This window comes from Burkholderia sp. BCC1644 (assembly GCF_902833225.1).
Taxonomy (GTDB): domain Bacteria; phylum Pseudomonadota; class Gammaproteobacteria; order Burkholderiales; family Burkholderiaceae; genus Burkholderia.
The window spans coordinates 491,564-508,927 of sequence record NZ_CADFEI010000001.1 but is presented as its reverse complement, the minus strand read 5'-3'; the positions used below and the strand labels follow the sequence as shown (position 1 = coordinate 508,927).

At 67.4% G+C, this 17,364-nt stretch carries 14 protein-coding genes and 1 pseudogene; 4 read left to right on the top strand and 11 right to left on the bottom strand.

Going from position 1 to position 17,364, the window contains the following annotated elements; genetic code table 11:
- Positions 1-7: 7 nt before the first annotated feature.
- The 3 genes from HWX87_RS02215 to HWX87_RS02205 all read right to left on the bottom strand — a co-directional run bounded on the left by HWX87_RS02215 (position 8) and on the right by HWX87_RS02205 (position 2,687).
- Positions 8-1,057, bottom strand: a complete 1,050-nt coding sequence (locus HWX87_RS02215) for an LLM class flavin-dependent oxidoreductase (protein ID WP_176045457.1) — start codon at positions 1,055-1,057, stop codon at positions 8-10.
- Between the two features lie 63 nt (positions 1,058-1,120).
- Positions 1,121-2,068 (bottom strand): ABC transporter substrate-binding protein, encoded by a 948-nt coding sequence (locus HWX87_RS02210; protein ID WP_176045456.1) that lies wholly within the window; start codon positions 2,066-2,068, stop codon positions 1,121-1,123.
- A gap of 58 nt (positions 2,069-2,126) precedes the next feature.
- A complete protein-coding gene (locus tag HWX87_RS02205; protein WP_176045455.1) occupies positions 2,127-2,687 on the bottom strand; it encodes a GNAT family N-acetyltransferase in 561 nt (186 codons plus the stop codon).
- A 534-nt stretch (positions 2,688-3,221) separates the two neighbouring features.
- Here HWX87_RS02205 and HWX87_RS02200 point away from each other — a divergent pair.
- Positions 3,222-4,289 carry a hypothetical protein gene (locus HWX87_RS02200; RefSeq protein WP_176045725.1) on the top strand — a complete coding sequence of 356 codons (1,068 nt, stop codon included), beginning with the start codon at positions 3,222-3,224 and terminating at the stop codon, positions 4,287-4,289.
- 138 nt (positions 4,290-4,427) lie between these two features.
- Here the strand turns inward: HWX87_RS02200 and HWX87_RS02195 are convergent, their stop codons facing one another.
- The 5 genes and pseudogenes from HWX87_RS02195 to HWX87_RS02175 form a co-directional block, all read right to left on the bottom strand.
- Positions 4,428-5,351, bottom strand: coding sequence for a recombination-associated protein RdgC (locus tag HWX87_RS02195; protein WP_176045454.1), 924 nt, complete (start codon positions 5,349-5,351; stop codon positions 4,428-4,430).
- A 149-nt stretch (positions 5,352-5,500) separates the two neighbouring features.
- On the bottom strand, positions 5,501-6,535 hold the full coding sequence (locus HWX87_RS02190) for a succinylglutamate desuccinylase/aspartoacylase family protein (RefSeq protein ID WP_176045453.1): 1,035 nt from the start codon (positions 6,533-6,535) through the stop codon (positions 5,501-5,503).
- A gap of 95 nt (positions 6,536-6,630) precedes the next feature.
- A pseudogene (locus tag HWX87_RS02185) lies at positions 6,631-6,735 on the bottom strand (LysR family transcriptional regulator); the annotation flags it as partial.
- 283 nt (positions 6,736-7,018) lie between these two features.
- Positions 7,019-7,294 carry a hypothetical protein gene (locus HWX87_RS02180; RefSeq protein ID WP_176045452.1) on the bottom strand — a complete coding sequence of 92 codons (276 nt, stop codon included), beginning with the start codon at positions 7,292-7,294 and terminating at the stop codon, positions 7,019-7,021.
- A 263-nt stretch (positions 7,295-7,557) separates the two neighbouring features.
- Positions 7,558-9,105: a sensor domain-containing diguanylate cyclase gene (locus HWX87_RS02175; RefSeq protein WP_176045451.1), complete on the bottom strand. Its 1,548-nt coding sequence runs from the start codon at positions 9,103-9,105 to the stop codon at positions 7,558-7,560.
- A 500-nt stretch (positions 9,106-9,605) separates the two neighbouring features.
- On the opposite strand from HWX87_RS02175, the gene HWX87_RS02170 reads away from it, so the two are divergent.
- Genes HWX87_RS02170 through HWX87_RS02160 form a run of 3 tightly spaced genes read left to right on the top strand, consistent with a single transcriptional unit; the run spans position 9,606 to position 14,442 of the window.
- Positions 9,606-12,485 carry a molybdopterin cofactor-binding domain-containing protein gene (locus HWX87_RS02170; protein WP_176045450.1) on the top strand — a complete coding sequence of 960 codons (2,880 nt, stop codon included), beginning with the start codon at positions 9,606-9,608 and terminating at the stop codon, positions 12,483-12,485.
- A complete protein-coding gene (locus tag HWX87_RS02165) occupies positions 12,482-13,186 on the top strand; it encodes a (2Fe-2S)-binding protein (RefSeq protein WP_176045449.1) in 705 nt (234 codons plus the stop codon). The genes HWX87_RS02170 and HWX87_RS02165 overlap by 4 nt, the downstream gene beginning before the upstream one ends.
- A complete protein-coding gene (locus HWX87_RS02160) occupies positions 13,183-14,442 on the top strand; it encodes a cytochrome c (protein ID WP_176045448.1) in 1,260 nt (419 codons plus the stop codon). The genes HWX87_RS02165 and HWX87_RS02160 overlap by 4 nt, the downstream gene beginning before the upstream one ends.
- An 89-nt stretch (positions 14,443-14,531) precedes the next feature.
- Here HWX87_RS02160 and HWX87_RS02155 read toward each other — a convergent pair whose 3' ends face one another.
- The 3 genes from HWX87_RS02155 to HWX87_RS02140 all read right to left on the bottom strand — a co-directional run bounded on the left by HWX87_RS02155 (position 14,532) and on the right by HWX87_RS02140 (position 17,204).
- A complete protein-coding gene (locus HWX87_RS02155) occupies positions 14,532-14,699 on the bottom strand; it encodes a hypothetical protein (RefSeq protein ID WP_176045447.1) in 168 nt (55 codons plus the stop codon).
- A 445-nt stretch (positions 14,700-15,144) separates the two neighbouring features.
- Entirely contained in the window at positions 15,145-15,636 is a 492-nt protein-coding gene (pal, locus tag HWX87_RS02145) for a peptidoglycan-associated lipoprotein Pal (RefSeq protein WP_176045446.1), read from the bottom strand.
- A 356-nt stretch (positions 15,637-15,992) separates the two neighbouring features.
- Entirely contained in the window at positions 15,993-17,204 is a 1,212-nt protein-coding gene (locus tag HWX87_RS02140; RefSeq protein WP_176045445.1) for a porin, read from the bottom strand.
- Positions 17,205-17,364: the final 160 nt, after the last annotated feature.

Sequence of the window (17,364 nt, the reverse complement as noted above, 5' to 3'; positions counted from 1 at the left end):
GGGAGCGTCACGCGTTCTGGTCAGGGGAGAAGGAGCGGTCGGCCGCCAGGGCCGCCTGCAACGGCGTGGCGGACAGTGCGCCGCCGAGCCATTCGGCCGACGCGAGCCGCGCCGCGTAGTCGGTTACCGGCGAGTCGATCACGAAGGCATCGACGTCGAGCCGCCGGCTCAATGCGTCCAGCGCGCGGTGGATGCGCTCGGGCGTATCGGCCAGCACGGTCGGGCGCAACTCGTCGATCCGGTAATCGGACGCGCCGCTTTGCCGTGCGAATTCGGCGGCCGCTTGCGCGCTGGCGAGGTTGAAGCTCTGGCCGCCCGCGAACTGCAGCTTGAAGATCTTCAGCGGCCCGATCAGTTGCTCGGCCGCGTCACGCGTCGGCGCGGCGACCGCGTACAGCGCGACGAGCGGCTTCGCGCCGCCCGCGCTGCGATAGGCATCGAGCGAACGTTCGAGATTGGCGTCGTCGCCGTTGAAATGCCCCGCGTAGCAGAAGCGCCAGCCGTTGCGCGCGGCGAGCGCGCCGCTGTCCGGCGAGCCGCCGAGCAGGATGCGTTCGGGCAGCTGCGGCGGCACCGGCATCGCGACCGCGCCGGCCAGCGGATGATCTTCGGCAACGCCCCAGCCGAGAAACGCGTCGAGCTCCGCGAGCTGGCCGGCGAAGTCAGGCTTGCGCGCCTTGTCGTGAAACCACTGCAGCGCGCGCGTGGTCAGCGGCAGCCCGCCGGGCGCCTTGCCGATACCGAGGTCGACCCGGCCCGGTGCGAGCGCGGCCAGCAGCTTGAACGTCTCGGCGACCTTGAACGGGCTGTAGTGCTGCAGCATCACGCCGCCCGAGCCGACGCGGATCCGCGACGTATGCGCGAGCAGGTGCGCGACGACGACTTCCGGCGCCGAGCTCGCGAAGCCCGGCGTGCCGTGATGCTCGGCGACCCAGAAGCGCTCGTAGCCGAGTTGTTCGGCGCGCTGCGCGAGCGTCGTCGTGAAGCGCAGTGCGTCGGCGGCGGTCGCGCCGTCGGCGATCGGACTCTTGTCCAGCAGCGAAAGCGAATAAGACATGATGGGCAGCGTTCCTGCGTAGGAGTGAAATGAGCGTGACTGGACGGCGGGCCGGCGCGGCGCTCAGCTCTTCGGCAGCCCGGGCGGATTCGTGCGCGACTGGTCGATCGCTTCGGACGCGAGGTTCCAGCGGTCGAGCACCTGCTGGTAGCGGCCGGTCTTGATCAGCCCGTTCAGCGCGACGGTCAGCGGATCGGCGAGCCCGCTGCCGCGGCGCGTTGCGATCGCGATGTCGGCCGTGCGCGGCCAGCCGCCGCTGATCGCGCCGACGAGCCGTGTCTTGCCTTGCTGCGCGCTCTGATAGGCGAGCACCGAGTTCACGCTGAACACCGCATCGGCGCGGCCCGACTGCACCGCGACGATGCGCATCGCCTGGTCGTCGTAGTACTGGATCTGCACGGGTTTCAGCCCGTGCGCGACGTTCTCGCGGTCCCACGCGAGCAGGATCTTTTCCTGGTTGGTGCCGGCGTCGGTCACGATGCGCAGCCCCGCGACGTCCTTCGGCTCGCGGATCGCCTGGATCTTGCTGTCGTTGCGCACGTAGAAGCCGACCTGGTCCTTGCGGTAGGTCGAGAAATCGAGCTTCTGCTTGCGCTCCTCGGTGACGGTGACGTTCGAGATCACCGCGTCGACTTTCCCCGATTCGAGCGCGAGCGGCCAGTCGGCCCATGCGAGCGCGACGATCTTCAGCTTGCGGCCGAGGCTGTCGGACACGAGCTGGCCGATGTCGGCGTCGAAGCCGATCACCGTGCGCGCGTCGGTCGCATACGAGCTGATCGGCGGCAGGCTCGGCGCGATGCCGATCGTCAACGTGCCGGGCTCGGCGAACTTGAACGATGCGGGCACCGCGCGCTCGACCGCCGCGTCGGCCGCGCCGCGCGGACGGCCGCGCTGCTCGGGGCTGAGGTCGAAGGTCGCGGCCGCTGCTGCGGCGGCGAAGGCGGTCAGGCCGATCAGCGCGGCGGCCAGCGTGCGCACGGTACGGGAAGAAAGCGGTACGGCTCGGTGCATGAAAACGTCCTGTCGTGGAAAGCGGAAGGTGCGGTGTGAAAGGCGGGGCGTCGTGCCGTCAGCGCGGCAGCACCGGTTCCGGCAGCGGTGCCCACAGGTCGGCCAGCGTCGACGTGCGCGCCGGATCGACGAGATCCTTGCCGAAGCGCAGGTGGAAATACGCTTCGGGGTCGATCGACGAATCGAACAGCCGCGTATAGCCGGTGCGGTCGTACAGCGCCCATGCTTCGGGCTGGCGAAAGCCGGTGGTCAGGTAGAGGCGGCGGTAGCCTTGCTGCGCGGCGCGCAGTTCGAGTGCTTCGACGATCAGCCGCGCGAGGCCCTGGCGACGCAGGTCGGCATGCGTCCAGATGCGCTTGAGTTCGGCGGTCTGCGCGTCGTAGCGCTTGAACGCGCCGCCGCCGATCGTTTCGCCGTCGCGCAGCAGCAGCACGAACGCGCCTTCGGGCGGCGCGAACAGTTCGGCCGGGTAGCGTGCGAGTTCGTCGCGGGCGGACGCGCGGCTGTCGGGGCGGTATGCGTCGTAACGGGTCGAATACTCATCGATCAGCGCGTCGATCAGCGGTTGCGCGCGGACGTCGAGCGGCGTCGTGTCGATGATGCGGTCGTTCGTGGCCATGGGCATCGCGGAAAGCGCGCGACGCGGACGTACCTGGCGGGGTGCGGGCACGCGGCCCGTCCGGTCTGTTCCGTTATCGCGACGCAGTTGTCGTGATGGCGGCGGCCGCTGCGCATCGTGCGATGCCGGTGGCGCGCCGCCGCCGTTTCGAACACGTTAGCGGCGCGGCCGGCAAAGGCGAACGAAGCAATTTCGATAAGGATTTCGCGGGATGTGTCAGAAGGCTTGCAGGGAGCGTGGGGTGGGGTTGGGGCGACGCCGGCTGAAATCGGGCAGGCGCGGTCTTTCGCCAGGCGCAGCAGGAGAACGTCGGAAGGGCCCGGTCGCCGCGCCGGTCCGGAAGGCGTTCAAGGGCAGCGCAGGCGGCGGCGGGGGCCACTTGAAGTTGCGATATCCTTCAATGGCCGGCGCTCGCGATGATTTGCCGATAAGTGTGCCGTCCGTCCCGGTGCGAAACGTGGCGGCAATACCGGAGCGACGAAACAGGGCCGGCTCGAATCCGGTCATGACCATTCCAACAAAGGCAAAACAATGATGACTTCCAGCGATGGCCTGACCAGTCCGGCGCGGTTGCTGCGACTCGCCTCATGGGTGATTGCGATCGTCTTCGCCGTATTTCTGAACATGCTCGGCAGTCTCGTGATTCGCGACATGGCGTTTGCCCCGAGCGGCGGGCCGCCCGTCATCGAGCAATTCGCCGACGCACCGACCAAGGCGCGACTGGACGCGGCGCGGCGCGACCTGCAGGCCCGGCACGACGCGCTCGCCGAGAAGGCCGGCGCGATGGAGGTGGCGCATGGACGCGCCGCGAAGGAGTACGCGGCCGAGAAGGAAAGTTTCCGCAACTGGCTGGCAACCCGCTCGGTGACGGGGGACAGTGCGCGGGACCCGGACCTTCTGGCGAGAACCCGCAAGCTCGATACGCTCCAGGCAGTGGTGGTCGACTGGCAGCATCAGATCGACGCGATCGGCGATCAGCAACGGGCACTGGCATCGCAGCAGGCTCAAGTCGACACGCAGACCGCCGACGCGGACGCCGCAGCCGAAAAGCGCTTCGACGCGGCGACCCGGCATTACGAGTTGCAGGTATTCGGGCTGCGGCTTGCGCTGACGCTGCCGATACTGCTGATTGCGACCTGGTTGTTCATCCGCTACCGCAAGGCGCGCTACTGGCCTTTCGTCTATGGCTTCGGCCTGTTTGCACTGAGCGCGTTTTTCATCGAACTGGTCCCGTACCTGCCGAATTTCGGCGGTTATGTCCGGGTCCTGGTCGGCATTGCGCTCACGGTATTCGCCGGCCTCTACATGATGAAGGCCTTTCAGCGTTATGCCGAACGCAAGCGGCTCGAATTGCAGCAGGATCAGGGGGAACGCGCACGGACGATCGGATACGAAAAGGCCGTTCGCTCACTCGAGAAAAAGCGCTGCCCGTCATGCGACAAGCAATGGAATCTCGGCGGCGACGACTCCACGTTCTGCGTGCATTGCGGATTGAGGCTCTTCAACGTATGCGGATGCGGCGGCCGGAATTTCTACTTCTTCCCGCATTGCCATCAATGCGGTGCGCCGCAGGGAAACGAGGCGCCGGCGTCATCCGGTTGACGGCGGGCGTGTGAGCAACCCGCAATCGCGCCGGCACCGGCTCGCGGCCGCTTCGGTACGTTGTCGATGCCCATTGCGGGCCGCGAGCGCCTGGCCGCGACCCGCCACGAGGGCGACGATCGTTGACAGCGCCGGGATTCAGGCCGCTGCGGCCTTTTGAATCGCGTCCTGCTGATCGCCACCCAGGATCTCGACAAGATCGGTCAACATCCGCGCCAGTTCACCCGTCATCAGCGTGACATCCGAGTCGAAACGTTCATCGTCGTTCTGCGCGGTGGGATCCGCCGCCTCCTTGATCACGTCGAGCGGCGTGACACGCTTGATCGTCAGCGACGGCGTCAGCACGAAGGAGATCCGGTCGTTCCAGGTCATCGCGAGGCGCATGCATTGTTTGCCGGCCTCGATGTGCCGGCGCATGTCGTTCGCTTCCAGCGCGTGGCCGACGTATCGCACCGTGGCGCCGCCTTCGCCGCTGGAGCGCAACTCGGCGTCCTGGTCCACGGTGAATCCGCCCGGCGCCTCGCCGGACAGCAGCCAGTCCGTCATCGCGGCGACCGGCGAATGCGCCACCTGAACGCCGGCGAGCGGCAACTGATCGATCGATTTGACGAGCAGGCCGAGAATGTCGTCGGCAAGCGTCTGTGAAGCCGCATCGATGACGAGCCAGCCGTTCGCCGTATCGATCCACACGCGGGTATCGCGGCGAATGGTGAACGCGCGGGGCAGCAGTTCGTCGGTGACCTGCTCCTTGAGTTCGCGCATCTGTTTTCGCCCTACCTTGAAGCCTTGCTGTTCCTCGACTTCAAGCGCCCGGGCCTTGGTCACCTGGGTGACGACGGACGCCGGGAGCAGCTTCTTTTCGGCGCGAAACACCAGCAGCATCTGCCGGTTGATCGAATACACGAGCGCGCCGTCATCACGCGGTGACGCCCAGCCGTGGCTCTGCATCTCGAAGCTGTTGCCCGGCTGAAACGCGTGGGGCGCCAGCCATTTTTCCATCTGATCGGGAGTGACGGCCCAAGGTGCGGGAAGACGATGAAGCTGAAGATTTTTGAACCACATGGGAGTACGGGCAAAGCGCGTCATTCTATACGACGATGGATTCACGCCGAAAAGCGTACGGAAGATCGCGTGTGTCGCGAGTCGGTTCGGCCCTGCCGCGGGCAGGGCATTTCAGCCACGCGACTTCCTGAATGAATCAGTGGCGCGCGTCACGCGATGACACGCGGCGGCGTTGACAACTCCGCCAGCTGAAACATGCAATCCCCACGCTGCACCTGCGCGGGCACGCGTTTGCACACCACCTCGCCATCGCCCTTGAACCGGTGCAGCACCGGTTCGCGCAACGGCGTATCGGGGAAATGCACCCACGCGGCCGGTTGCCCGGCCTTCACCTGGTCGCCGAGTTCGACGAGCGGTTCATACAGCCCGCGCTCGTACGCATAGACGAAATGGCGATCGCCGTCGACGCGCATGAAGCGCGTGACGGTCGGCGGCGCGTCGGGCACGAGCGCGCCGTGCAGCAGGCCGATATACCCGAGGTAATGCAGCAGCCCGTGGCGGCCGAGACGGATCAGCGACGGATCGGCCATGCCGGCGCCGCCGAGTTCGGTCACGATCGAGATCGCGCCTTGCCGACGCGCGGCCGACGCCGAATGCACCGGATTCGGCGCATGCAGCAGCGCATTCTGCAACCCGAACGCGACCAGCAGCCCGTTGAGCTTCGCGGCTTCGTCGGCGTCGAGCGGATCGATCGCGAGCATGTTGCCGCCCTGGTACAGCAGCGAGCTGCCGCCCGAGTGCAGGTCGACCAGATACTGCGCGCGCGACAGCAGCGCGTGCTCGATGTAATGGGCGATCATCTGCGTCGGCGTGCCGGCCGGGTCGCCGGGGAAACTGCGGTTCAGGTTGCCTTCGTCGAGCGGCGACACGCGCAGGCCCGCGTCCGCCGCCGGGAAGTTCGCCATCGGCAGCAGGATCAACTGTCCGGTGACCATCTCGGGCTCGATCTCGCGCATCAGTTGCGACACGATGATCTGGCCTTCGTATTCATCGCCGTGGTTGCCGGCCATCACGAGCGCGACCGGGCCGTCGCCGTTGCGGATCGACGCGATCGGGATCGGCAGCCAGCCGTATGCCGAGCGGTGCACGGAGTGCGGCAGGCGCAGGTAGCCCGCGTGCTTGCCTTGCGCGTCGAGATCGATTTCGCAGTGAATGGGATTTCGGTGTGAAGAGGAGGCGGTCATGGCAGCGTCGTTCGATGAACGGAATCTGCCATCTTATCGGGAAACGGCCGCCGCGCGGCGCGCGGGCGCGCGCAACGCCGGACGTCCGCACGCCCTCAATCGAAATACGGCGCCAACACCGGTTCGATCCAGTCCATGAACGCTCGCACGCGCGGCGAGAGATTGCGCCGATGGGCGACGACGAGCGACGCGGCGAGCGGCGTCCGAGGTCACGTGGTGCCAACCCATCCGGGTTGGAACACGCGCCCGGAGAATCATGACGGTGACAGTCGGGGGTTTCGCATCGCCCGGCCGACCGCGGCTGGCGAAGTGACCTCCATGCTTCGCCAACGATGACAGCTTCGTCTTGATCGACGAGGACGACACGCGAAACCACGCGGATGTTGCAGCGATGAACGCATGCCGGCGCGCGGGCCGGCTGCATTCGCATGCCGGATTCAGCGCCGGGCCCTTGCCGCGACAGGGCCCGCGCGCGCCACCGGCTTAGCGGCCCGATGTTTCAGCTTCGAGACGTCCTTCTTCCCACAGTGCCCAGAAACGGCTGCCGGCGCGATACGGATTCGCGCGTCGCGTGCCGTGATCGGCGACGCCCTGGCGAAACGCGCCGTACAGCGTCAGCGGCGGATTGTCGACGCAGGCGGACTCGCGCGTAACCGGCATGCGGCGTTCGGACACGAGCCGGCGGATCAGCGATGCGCCGTCGATCACATCCAGTTCGTCGATGGTTTCGCTGCGGCTGAGGACTTCGACGGTATTCATGTTGGGTCTCCCTGACAACCTGTTTCCCTGACAGAGAGCAATAAGAGTGCCAACCGTGAGAAGCCTTGCGCTGCGTCGATCGTGCCGGCTTCTGCGGTCAACGTGATGCGCGGCAAACCGCGATGTTACGGAACACGTCACGTGACACGCGCATGCGCGACGCCACGTGCGAACCCGCAAAGCGTTTCGGAATTGAATCGTCGGGAGGATGCGGCAGGCAGGGAAAAGACGGAGAGGCAGCGTGCCGTGCGGGCGTCGCCGGATCAGCTCGCGGTGACCGGCGCCACGCGGCGGCTGCCGCTCGAATAGAAGCAGTAGATGCCCTTGCCGGCGGACTTCGCGTCGTACAGCGCGCTGTCGGCCTGCCGGATGAGTTCGTCGGGCGAGCCGTGCCCGTCGTCGAGCGCGATGCCGATGCTGATGCCGATGCAGACGGTCTCGCCGATCGACAGCGCGTACGGCGCCGAGATCTGCCGGATGATCCGTGCGGCGAGAATCGAGCACGCCTGCATCGTCGTGTCGTCGATCGCGACGATGAACTCGTCACCGCCGATGCGCGCCGCGAGTTCCCCGGGCGGCAGCGTCTTGCCGAGCCGCTCGGCGACCTGCGTGAGCACTTCGTCGCCGGCCTGGTGACCGAAGCGGTCGTTGATCGCCTTGAAGCCGTCGAGGTCGAGATACATGACGGCGAATGCGGGACTCGGCAGGCGCGGCCGGCGTGCGAGCATCCGCTTGAGCTCGGCATGCAGTTCGTGACGGTTCGGCAAACCCGTCAGCGCGTCGTGCCGCGCGAGGTGCCGGATGTGCTGCTCGGTCTGGCGGCGCGTGGTGACGTCCTCGACGATGATCACCGCATTGCCGTCCGGCACGCGATGGCGCGTCAGTTCGAGCTGGCGGCCGTCGGCGAGTGCGATGTCGAACGGCCCCGGTTCGACGCGACGCAGCCATGCGTCGCACTGCGCGGCGAGACCGTCGCCGGGACCGGTCACCGCGTTCGCGCCGAGCGCGGCGACGACGTCGGGCAGCGGCGTATCGAGCATGATCTCGCGCGGCGAGCCGAACAGCTGCGCGGTGCGCCGGTTCGCGACGATCACGCGGCTGTCGCCGTCGATCATGCACAGGCCGTGCGGCATGTAGGTGAGTGCGGCGTCGAAGCGCGCGACAAGTTCGGCGTTGCGCTGGCGCGCGGCGATCAGCGCGACGAGCACGCGATAGTGGCGCTGGACGACCGTGCGCATCGCCGCGAGGTAGATCGCGAGCGGCGGCAGCAGCAGCCACGCGCCCGACCGGTGAGCGAGCAGCGCGCCGACACCGATCGGCAGCACGCCGAGCGTGACCTGCGTCATCGCGAGCCGCGGCAGCGCCGAATTGCGCGACGCGATCCCGCCGAATACGCCACCGGCGACCATCACCGACAGCGTGCCGAGTTCGACGTCGACGGCTTGTACGCAGCCCATCACGCCGAGACCGAGCACGAAGCACGCAACGAGCGAAACGGGCGCATAGCGCATCGCCCAGTATTCGGCGCGGTCGTCGCCGGCATTGCGACGCACGGCGTACGCGCGCGCGATCGCGAGCCTCGCGACGAGCAGGCCGAAGTCGACGATGAGCCACGCGAGACACCAGAGCTGCTGCAGCCGGATCAGCGCAACGGCCGCGACGAAGCTGCTCGCGAGTCCGGACAGCGCCATCGGGCGCACGTCCTCGAACAGCGTCACGAGCATCGACGGGCGCAGCGCGGCCGTCACGCGGTGATTGCCGGAGGGGGGAGTGGCGAGAACGGAGTTCAGGAGAGATGTCCTGACTGCCATGGTCTTTTTACCTCGACACGATGTCGCGATGGCTGGCGGCGCCCGCACGGCACGTGGCGGAAGCACCGGCCCAGCCGGATGCGCACGACATTACCATGAAAAACAGGCCGCGCGGCAGGGCGGGAGGACCCCACGCCGAGCCGGCCGCTAGTCGTAAACCACGTCTGCGAAAGTCTTGCGCATTCGTTGGCGCGGGGGCAGCATCGTTGCGAACGGGAAGACGCACGGCGCCGATCGGAGACCGGCCACGATGCGTGGCACGCGTGCTGGCCGCATGCCGTCGAGATGGCCAGGGCCGGAGCGAACCGGGGTAAACGCAGACGAATTTGCTCCCCGCGACCGCCCGCCGCAGCCCGGCTGAATCCCGTTATAAGGATTTCAATAAGTATTTCATGCGAGAAATACTATAGGCGATATATCTAAAACAATGCCAGAATGCGCGCCGCTCCGAACGTCGCGACACCCGATCGCCGTCCGAGCCGCATCAGGAGGTTCCCCCAATGAAAAACCACGGCCTGTCACGGCGGGGTTTTCTGAAAGCCAGCGTGCTGGCGGGCGTCGCAGTGTATGTCGCGCCCCTGGGCAGCCGCGCATTCGCGGCGCTCTTCGAAGAAAAACTCCTCACCCCCGTCAAATGGGATAGCGTCACCGGCATCCCCCAATTCCGCATCGACGGCATCGCAAAGGTCACGGGCTCGAAAGTGTTCGCCCGCGACGTGCGCGCCGCCGACATGCCGCACTGGCCGCAGCAGCAGTCGCATGCGCTGATCCTGCGCGTCACGCAGGCCGATCGCACGTACGAAGGCTTCGACCTGTCGCTGCTCGGCGACGACCTGAAGCCGGACCGCGTGGTCACGGCCGACGATCTCGCGCGCGACGGCGTCGCGTTCCCGACGTTCTACGGCGACGACATGCTGTTGCCGGCCGGCAAGACGCCCGCGTATCTCGGCCATGCGGTCGCGATCCTGATCTATCACGACTTCGCGCGCTTCCGCTTCGCGAAGAACGCGCTCAAGTTCCGCGACGACGTGATCCGCTACGGCGCGGTCACGGGCCCGCTCGAGCGCGACCCGTGGGGTACCTTCCGCTACGTGCGCGTGGGCGGCAAGACGGCCTATGACGACGATGTCTATTCGAGCCTGAAAGACGCGCCGATCTTCCCGAGCATGATGCGCAAGCACCTGCCGGTCTGGCCGGACGGCAAGGAGCACGGCAAGCTCGACGAGCAGGGCATGTTCCTGGCCGGGCAGATCGCCGGCGAGCTCGACCATCCGTCGGCCGACTGGCTCGTGTTCGATCGCGAATACAACACGCAGTCGGTCGATACGGCCGCGCTCGAACCCGACAACGCGAACTGCTGGTACGACGCCGCGACGCAATCGCTGCACCTCGTCGTGCCGACGCAGTCGCCGCTCGAAGTGTGCGAGAACGCGGCCGCGATGGTCGCGAAATGCCGCTTCCCGGTGAAGAAGCTGTTCGTGCATCCGTGCTACACGGTCGGCTACGGTTCGAAGGATCACTTCAACGTGCCGTTCTACGGCCTCGTCTGCGCGCTGTACGCGGAAGGCCGTCCGGTGCGTTTCGCGAACGACCGCTACGAGCAGTTCCAGACGTCGCTGAAGCGTCACGCGTTCAAGATGCACTACCGGATCGCGGTCGACCGCAACACGGGCCTGCTGCAGTCGTTCAAGGGCGACTTCGAGGCGAACGGCGGCGGACGGTCGAACTTCTCGCCGTCGGTCGCGATGGTCGGCGCGACGGCCGCGCAATCGATCTACTACTTCCCGAAGAGCGACCTGGCCGCGGTCGCGATCGCGTCGCGCGCGATCGATGCCGGTTCCGCACGCGGCTACGGCACGCTGCAGAGCATGGCCGCGACCGAGATGGCCGTCGACGAGATCGCCGCTCAACTGAACATCGACCCGATCGATTTCCGTCTGCGCAACGCGCTGCGTTCGGGGATGAAGAACACGCAGGGTGCGATTCCCGCCGGCGCGCTGCGCGTCGACGAGGTGCTGGAGCGCGCGAAGCAGCATCCGCTGTGGACGCGCCGTGCCGCGCGCAAGGCCGAATTCGAGACCGCGAACCCGGGCAAGCGCTACGGCGTCGGCTTCGCGTGCGTGCAGAAGGATTTCGGCACGGGCGCGGAAGCGTCGTTCGCGAAGGTCGAGTTCGACGAGAACGGCAAGGTGTCGCTGCAGCACACGGCGGCCGAGATCGGCACCGGGATGTCGACGTCGCAGGCCGTCGCGGTCGCGAAGTGGCTCGGCCGTCCGGCGACGGACGTGCGTGTCGCCGTGACCGAATGGCCGGACCTGCCGGTCGAGACGAGCGGCGATCCGTACCTGATGTCGCAGGCCGACCAGGATCGACTGAGCGCGAACCCGCGCTGGTCGCCCGGTTATGCGTCGCCGTCGAGCGCGACGAACTCCGCGTACTACTTCACGCACAGCACGCGCGAAGCCGCACGTGCGGTGTTCCGCTATGGCTTGTGGCCGGCCGCGATGTCGATCTGGACGCGCGGTCTCGGCGGCGGCCAGGCGGCGCCGTACACGATCCGTATCGAGGATGCGCGCTGGGTCGACGGCAAGCTGACCGCCGACGGCCTCGAGCCGCTGACGTTCGAACAGCTCGCGAAACAGGCGCATGCGCTCGGCCTGCCGACCGGCGCCGTCGTGCACGTGTTCAACCGCTGGCAGTGGACCGACGCCGAGTTCGAAGTGGGCGGCGCGGTTGATCGCTTGCCGGTCGACGGGCTGTCGCTGCGCGTCGGCACGCCGAAGACGGGCGCCGACAACGGCCCGGTGCCGGGCACCGCTGCACCGGCCGGCTCGACCGCGATGCGCGGCACGCTGGCGCCGACCGCGAACGGCTACCGCGTACTGGACCGCAAGCGCGTGTTCATTCCGCCGACGAGCCGCAACAACGCGGCCGTGACGTACTACACGGCCGTCGGCACGCTCGTCGAGCTGGCCGTGCATGAAGCGACCGGCAAGGTCGAGCTGCTCACGCACCACTCGATCATGGAATGCGGCAACCAGATTTCGCCGCAGCTCGTGTCGGGCCAGTTGCAGGGCGGCCTCGCGATGGGCATCGGGCATGCGCTGCACGAGTACCTGCCGCTCTATGAAGACGGCCCCGGCAACGGCACGTGGAACTTCAACCGTTACCAGCTGCCGCGCGCGTCGGATGTCGCCGTGTGGACGCAGACGGGCGACGTGCTGCCGCCGCTGTCCGAGACCGATCCGCCGAAGGGCGTCGCCGAAGTGGTGATGATTCCCGTCGTCGGCGCGATCGTGAACGGCATCGCGCACGCGATCGGCCATCGTTTCACCGACCTGCCGGTGACCCCGCAAAAGATTCAGGAGGTGCTCGCATGACGACCGCCCAAACCGCGGCTTCGGCCGCGAGCGCCAGCGCGGCTGCGACCGGCGCTTCCGCACCGGCGGCAGCTTCGGCCGCACCGGCATCCGTTCCCGCCGCGCCGGCTGCGCCGGCATCGGCGCCCGCTGCTGTCGAGCGTCCGCTCGTCCGGTTCCAGCAGAAGCCGCTGTCGGTGAAGATCAACGGCAAGTCCGTCGGCCCGATGCAGGTGCCCGAAGGGCTGATGATGATCGAGTTCCTGCACGAGTATGCAGGCCTCACCGGTTCGCGGCTCGGCTGCGGGCAGGGCATCTGCCACGCCTGCGTCGTGATCGTCGACCAGCCGGACGGCACCAGCGAGGAAATGCGCACCTGCATCACCGGCGCGCACTTCTTCCACGGCCGTTCGATCCGCACGATCGAAGGCCACGCGAAGCGCAACGAAGCCGGCGAAGTGGTCGAGCTGTCGCCGATCCAGCAGAAATTCCTGGAGCACTTCAGCTTCCAGTGCGGCTACTGCACGCCGGGCTTCGTCAATGCGGCGACCGTGCTGATCGAACGCCTGAAGCGCGAGCCGGTTGCGAAGGCCGACGTCGAACGCACGATCACCGAGGCGCTCGACGCGCACCTCTGCCGCTGCACGGGCTATGTCCGCTACTACGAAGCCGTCAAGGACGTGGTGCTGACGACGCCGGGACTCGTGAAGGACGCCGCATGAAACGCACATTCGCTCATCGTGTCGCGCGGGCTGCGGGCCTGCCCGCGCTCGCAGCGGCCTGCGCGCTGCTGCTCGCCGCGTGCGGCGGCCACGACGCGCCGGCCTCGAACGCGGCTTCCGGCGCGCCCGGCGCCGACCCGGTCGCGCGCGGCCGCTATCTCGTCAAGGCCGCCGACTGCGCGGCGTGCCACACCGCGAAGGACGGCGCGCCGTTCGCCGGTGGCGCGCCCCTCGAATCGCCGTTCGGCACGTTCTACGGTTCGAACATCACGCCCGACAAGGATCACGGGATCGGCAGCTGGAGCGCGGACGACTTCTACGCCGCGCTGCATGACGGCAAGGCGCCCGGCAAGCGCCTGTATCCGTCGATGCCGTATACGTCGTACCGGCAGCTCACGCGCGCCGATTCCGATGCGATGTACGCGTACCTGAAGACCGTCAAGCCGGTCGCGCAGGAAAACCGCGAGCACGAGCTGAAGTTCCCGTACAACCTGCGTTTCGGGATGGTTTTCTGGGACATGGTGTTCCTGAAGGACAGCCTGCCCGATGCGTCGGCCGGTCAGTCCGCCGACTGGCAGCGCGGCCGCTATCTGGCGGGTGCGCTCGGCCACTGCGCGGAATGCCATACGCCGCGCGCGTTGACGGGCCAGCTTGACAGCGCGAAGCCGTTCGCCGGTGCCGCACTCGGCCGCGTGGCCGCGCCCGACATCACGCCGGCCGGCCTCGCCGCGCGCGGCTGGACGGGCGCCGACCTGCAGACGTTCTTCGGCGTCGGCATCGCGCCGCAAGGCTCGGCGTTCGGCGAGATGTATCCGGTCGTGCACCTGAGCACGCAATACATGACCAAGGACGACCTGCGCGCGCTGTCGGTGTACCTGCTCGGCGACACGCCGCCCGCGCCGCAACCGGTGAAGCCGGTATCGGCCGATGCCGCGCAGCTCGCGGCCGGCCGCTCGGTGTATCTTGCGGTCTGCGCGGGCTGTCACGGCTTCAACGGCGAAGGCAAGCCGCACGTGGCGGTGCCGATGAACGGCAACTCGACGGTGCGTCAGGGCGATCCGCGTAACCTGCTGGTCGCGATGCTCGACGGCATCGGCGAGCAGAAGTTCGCCGGGTTCGAGAACCTGCAACCGATGCCGGGTTTCGCGCACACGCTGAGCGACGACGAGCTTGCACAGCTGTCGAACTACCTGCGCGCGACGTGGGGCGGCCAGCCCGCGAACGTCACGCCGGCCGACGTGAAGGCGATGCGTTAAGTCGTGCCGCGGGGCAGGGCGTCGCGCGCGAGGCAGCCGGTTTCCGGTGCCTGCGCGCGATGCGCCGCCCCGTTTTCTTCAGCGGCGCCTCAGTAGCCGCCGCCCCCTCCGCCACCGCCTCCGCTGCCTCCCGCGCCGCCGCCGTACCGGCTCATGCCCGGCCCTTGCGACATGCCGCTGCCGGACGACGTACATCCCGCCGACAGCACGAGCACCAGTGCCGCGATCAGCGCCGCGGCCAACCTTGCCGATTTCATTGCAGTCTCCTTGCAGCGCGCAGGCCACCGGAAAGGCAGGCTCGCGTGAACCGCGCGTCTGCGCGATGACGAAACGCGTCGGGCGGGGCGTTTATTCCATGCTTTTTGCGTATTGCCGTGCACGAAGGGGCCGGATCCGACGCATGGCGCGACGCTGGTTCGTGTTGCTGGGGATCGTCGTGGGCACCGGCATGGTGATCGGGCTGCTGCTGAACCGGCTGCTGGCGGCATCAACGTGATCGCGATACTCGAGATACGATCGTGACCTCCGCCGTGATGTCGCGCTGGCTGCGTCGGCGGCTGGAACGCGGCGAACCGTGATCACGCACGCGACCGACGACGCGCACGAATCCGGACACGTCGAATCGCACCCGCGGCCGCGACCGAGGTCAGCGGCCTGCGTGGCTTTCCCGTGCACGGACGCCGCCGTTGCGGCGGCGTCGGATCAACGATAGACGAGGTCGGCGCGACGGTTCTGCGCCCACGAATCCTCGTCGTGGCCGAGTGCGACCGGTTTTTCCTTGCCGAGGCTGACGGCTTCGAGTTGCGTCGCCGGCACGCCGAGCGTCTGGAGCGCGCTGTTCACCGCCTGCGAACGGCGCTGGCCGAGCGCGAGGTTGTATTCGGACGTTCCGCGTTCGTCGGTGTTGCCCTGGATCAGCACGCGCCGCGACGGATGGCTGCGCAGGTAGTCGGCGTGCGCCTGCAGCAGCGACTGGAATTCGGGCTTCACGGTGTACTGGTCGAAATCGAAGTAGATGCTGCGCTTCGCGAGCGGGCTGTTCGGATTGTCGAGATCGTCGGCCGACACCGTTGCGACGGCTTCGCTCGACGGCGTCGGCGGCGTGCCGGCATTCTCGGGCGTTTTCGCCGCGTTATGGCAACCGGCCAGTAGTACGAAGGTTGCCAGGACCGCAAATCGGTTCATTTTGCTCATCGTTCGTCTCCAGCGGTGGACTGCGTTGAAAGCGTCGCGCATGCCATCCGCATGCACGTATCCGGCCGCAATGGCGCGAAAGATCCGGCTCCGTCGGCGCGATGTGGATTCGTAAGCCGGCGGTGCGCCATATGAAAGAGTGTTGCGTCCGGAGCGCCGAAATACGGCGTCGCTGCAAACAGATTAGGAAAAATGTCACATCGTGACCAGTTTCTTCGCATTTTTTGCGCAGACGCGACAACCGGGTAGACATTCTTGCTCCCGCCCGCGGTGTGCGGTACGGGCGGCCACAGCGAAAAGGCCGCGCTCGGGCGCGGCCTTATGGGGGCGAGTGGCGACGATCGAACTACGCGTCGTCAGAACTTGTGCCGCAGCCCGAGCGCGACGACCACCTGATTGCTGTTCGCCGACGGCGTCAGCGTCCAGACGGTGGCGTTGAACGCCGGATTGCCGTTGCCGCCGCTCACGCTCTGGTAGACGCCTTCGAGATACGCGTCCGTGCGCTTCGACAGCGCATAGTCGGCCTGCGCGACGACCTGGTTCCATTTCGGGCGTGTCTGGCCCGTGCGTGTGTCGAAGCGGCCCATCGTGTACGTGTACGCGGCGGCGACGCTCAGCGCACGCGTGACGAAGTAGCGACCGTCGACCGTGAAGTTGTCGAACACCAGCGATTCGCCCTTCAGCGGCGCGATGTTGCCGCCCTGGAGCACACCCGTCACGCCGTCGGTGGTCGAATGCGACCACGCGGCGCCGACCGAATGCGGCCCGAACGCGTAACGACCGGCCATGGCCCAGATCTGCTGGTTGCCGCCCGTGATCGTCGCCGAACCGTCGACCGTGCTCAATGCACCGTCCGGGTTCGGCGAATTGCGGTCGCGGCTGATCTTCAGATAGCCGGCGCCGAGCTTCAGCGGCCCGTTCGCATACGACACCCCCGCGCTCCACGCAGCGTTGTTCGCGAACTGGCCGGCCGCGTTCGAGAAGCCGTACATCGCGCCGAACGTCAGCCCGTGATACGTCGGGCTCGTGTACTTCACCGCATTGTTGATGCGGATGTTGCGGTTCGAATCGTCGTTGTCGTACGGATGGACCGCGAGGTTGCCGCCCCAGCCGGGGCCGGACGCGCCGAGCGGCGTCACGAAGTCGAGGATCAGGTCGTACTGGCGGCCGAAGGTGAGCGTGCCGGCCGTCTTCGAGCTCACGCCGACCCATGCCTGACGGCCGAACATGTCGACGCCTTTCTGCGACAGCTTGCCGTTCGTGCCCGAGAAGCCGTTCTCGAGTGCGAACACCGCGGCCATCCCGCCGCCGAGATCCTCGCGGCCGCGCAGCCCCCAGCGCGACGCGTTCAGTGCGCCGCTCGTCAGTGCGACGGCGCCGCCGCCGGGCGAGCCCGCGCCCTGCGTGCGCTGGTTCGTCGCGTAGGTGATCGACGTATCGATCAGGCCGTACAGTGTCACGCTGCTCTGTGCGTGCGCGATGCCCGGTGCGATGCCGGTCAGGCATGCGGCAATGACGGTCCCCGCGACACGTGCGCCGGCATGCTTGTTCATCTGGTAGGAATGCATAGGATTTTTTATCGGTGGCCCGGCACGATGGCCGGCGGGTCGCGTCGGCGTACTGGCCGACGGATCGAGCGGCCATTATTGGAGATCGTGCGGCCGTCGATTAAGGCGTTGCACAGGAAAGGTCCTCTGCGAAATCGAACGGAATCGAGGAGGGCGATTG

Coding starts and splice junctions, on each gene's coding strand:
- HWX87_RS02190 (WP_176045453.1), bottom strand. CDS start 6,535: ATGACCGCCTCCTCTTCACACCGAAATCCCATTCACTGCGAAATCGAT.
- HWX87_RS02215 (WP_176045457.1), bottom strand. CDS start 1,057: ATGTCTTATTCGCTTTCGCTGCTGGACAAGAGTCCGATCGCCGACGGC.
- HWX87_RS02195 (WP_176045454.1), bottom strand. CDS start 5,351: ATGTGGTTCAAAAATCTTCAGCTTCATCGTCTTCCCGCACCTTGGGCC.
- HWX87_RS02140 (WP_176045445.1), bottom strand. CDS start 17,204: ATGCATTCCTACCAGATGAACAAGCATGCCGGCGCACGTGTCGCGGGG.
- HWX87_RS02200 (WP_176045725.1), top strand. CDS start 3,222: ATGACTTCCAGCGATGGCCTGACCAGTCCGGCGCGGTTGCTGCGACTC.
- HWX87_RS02170 (WP_176045450.1), top strand. CDS start 9,606: ATGAAAAACCACGGCCTGTCACGGCGGGGTTTTCTGAAAGCCAGCGTG.
- HWX87_RS02180 (WP_176045452.1), bottom strand. CDS start 7,294: ATGAATACCGTCGAAGTCCTCAGCCGCAGCGAAACCATCGACGAACTG.
- HWX87_RS02165 (WP_176045449.1), top strand. CDS start 12,482: ATGACGACCGCCCAAACCGCGGCTTCGGCCGCGAGCGCCAGCGCGGCT.
- HWX87_RS02205 (WP_176045455.1), bottom strand. CDS start 2,687: ATGGCCACGAACGACCGCATCATCGACACGACGCCGCTCGACGTCCGC.
- HWX87_RS02210 (WP_176045456.1), bottom strand. CDS start 2,068: ATGCACCGAGCCGTACCGCTTTCTTCCCGTACCGTGCGCACGCTGGCC.
- pal (WP_176045446.1), bottom strand. CDS start 15,636: ATGAGCAAAATGAACCGATTTGCGGTCCTGGCAACCTTCGTACTACTG.
- HWX87_RS02175 (WP_176045451.1), bottom strand. CDS start 9,105: ATGGCAGTCAGGACATCTCTCCTGAACTCCGTTCTCGCCACTCCCCCC.
- HWX87_RS02155 (WP_176045447.1), bottom strand. CDS start 14,699: ATGAAATCGGCAAGGTTGGCCGCGGCGCTGATCGCGGCACTGGTGCTC.
- HWX87_RS02160 (WP_176045448.1), top strand. CDS start 13,183: ATGAAACGCACATTCGCTCATCGTGTCGCGCGGGCTGCGGGCCTGCCC.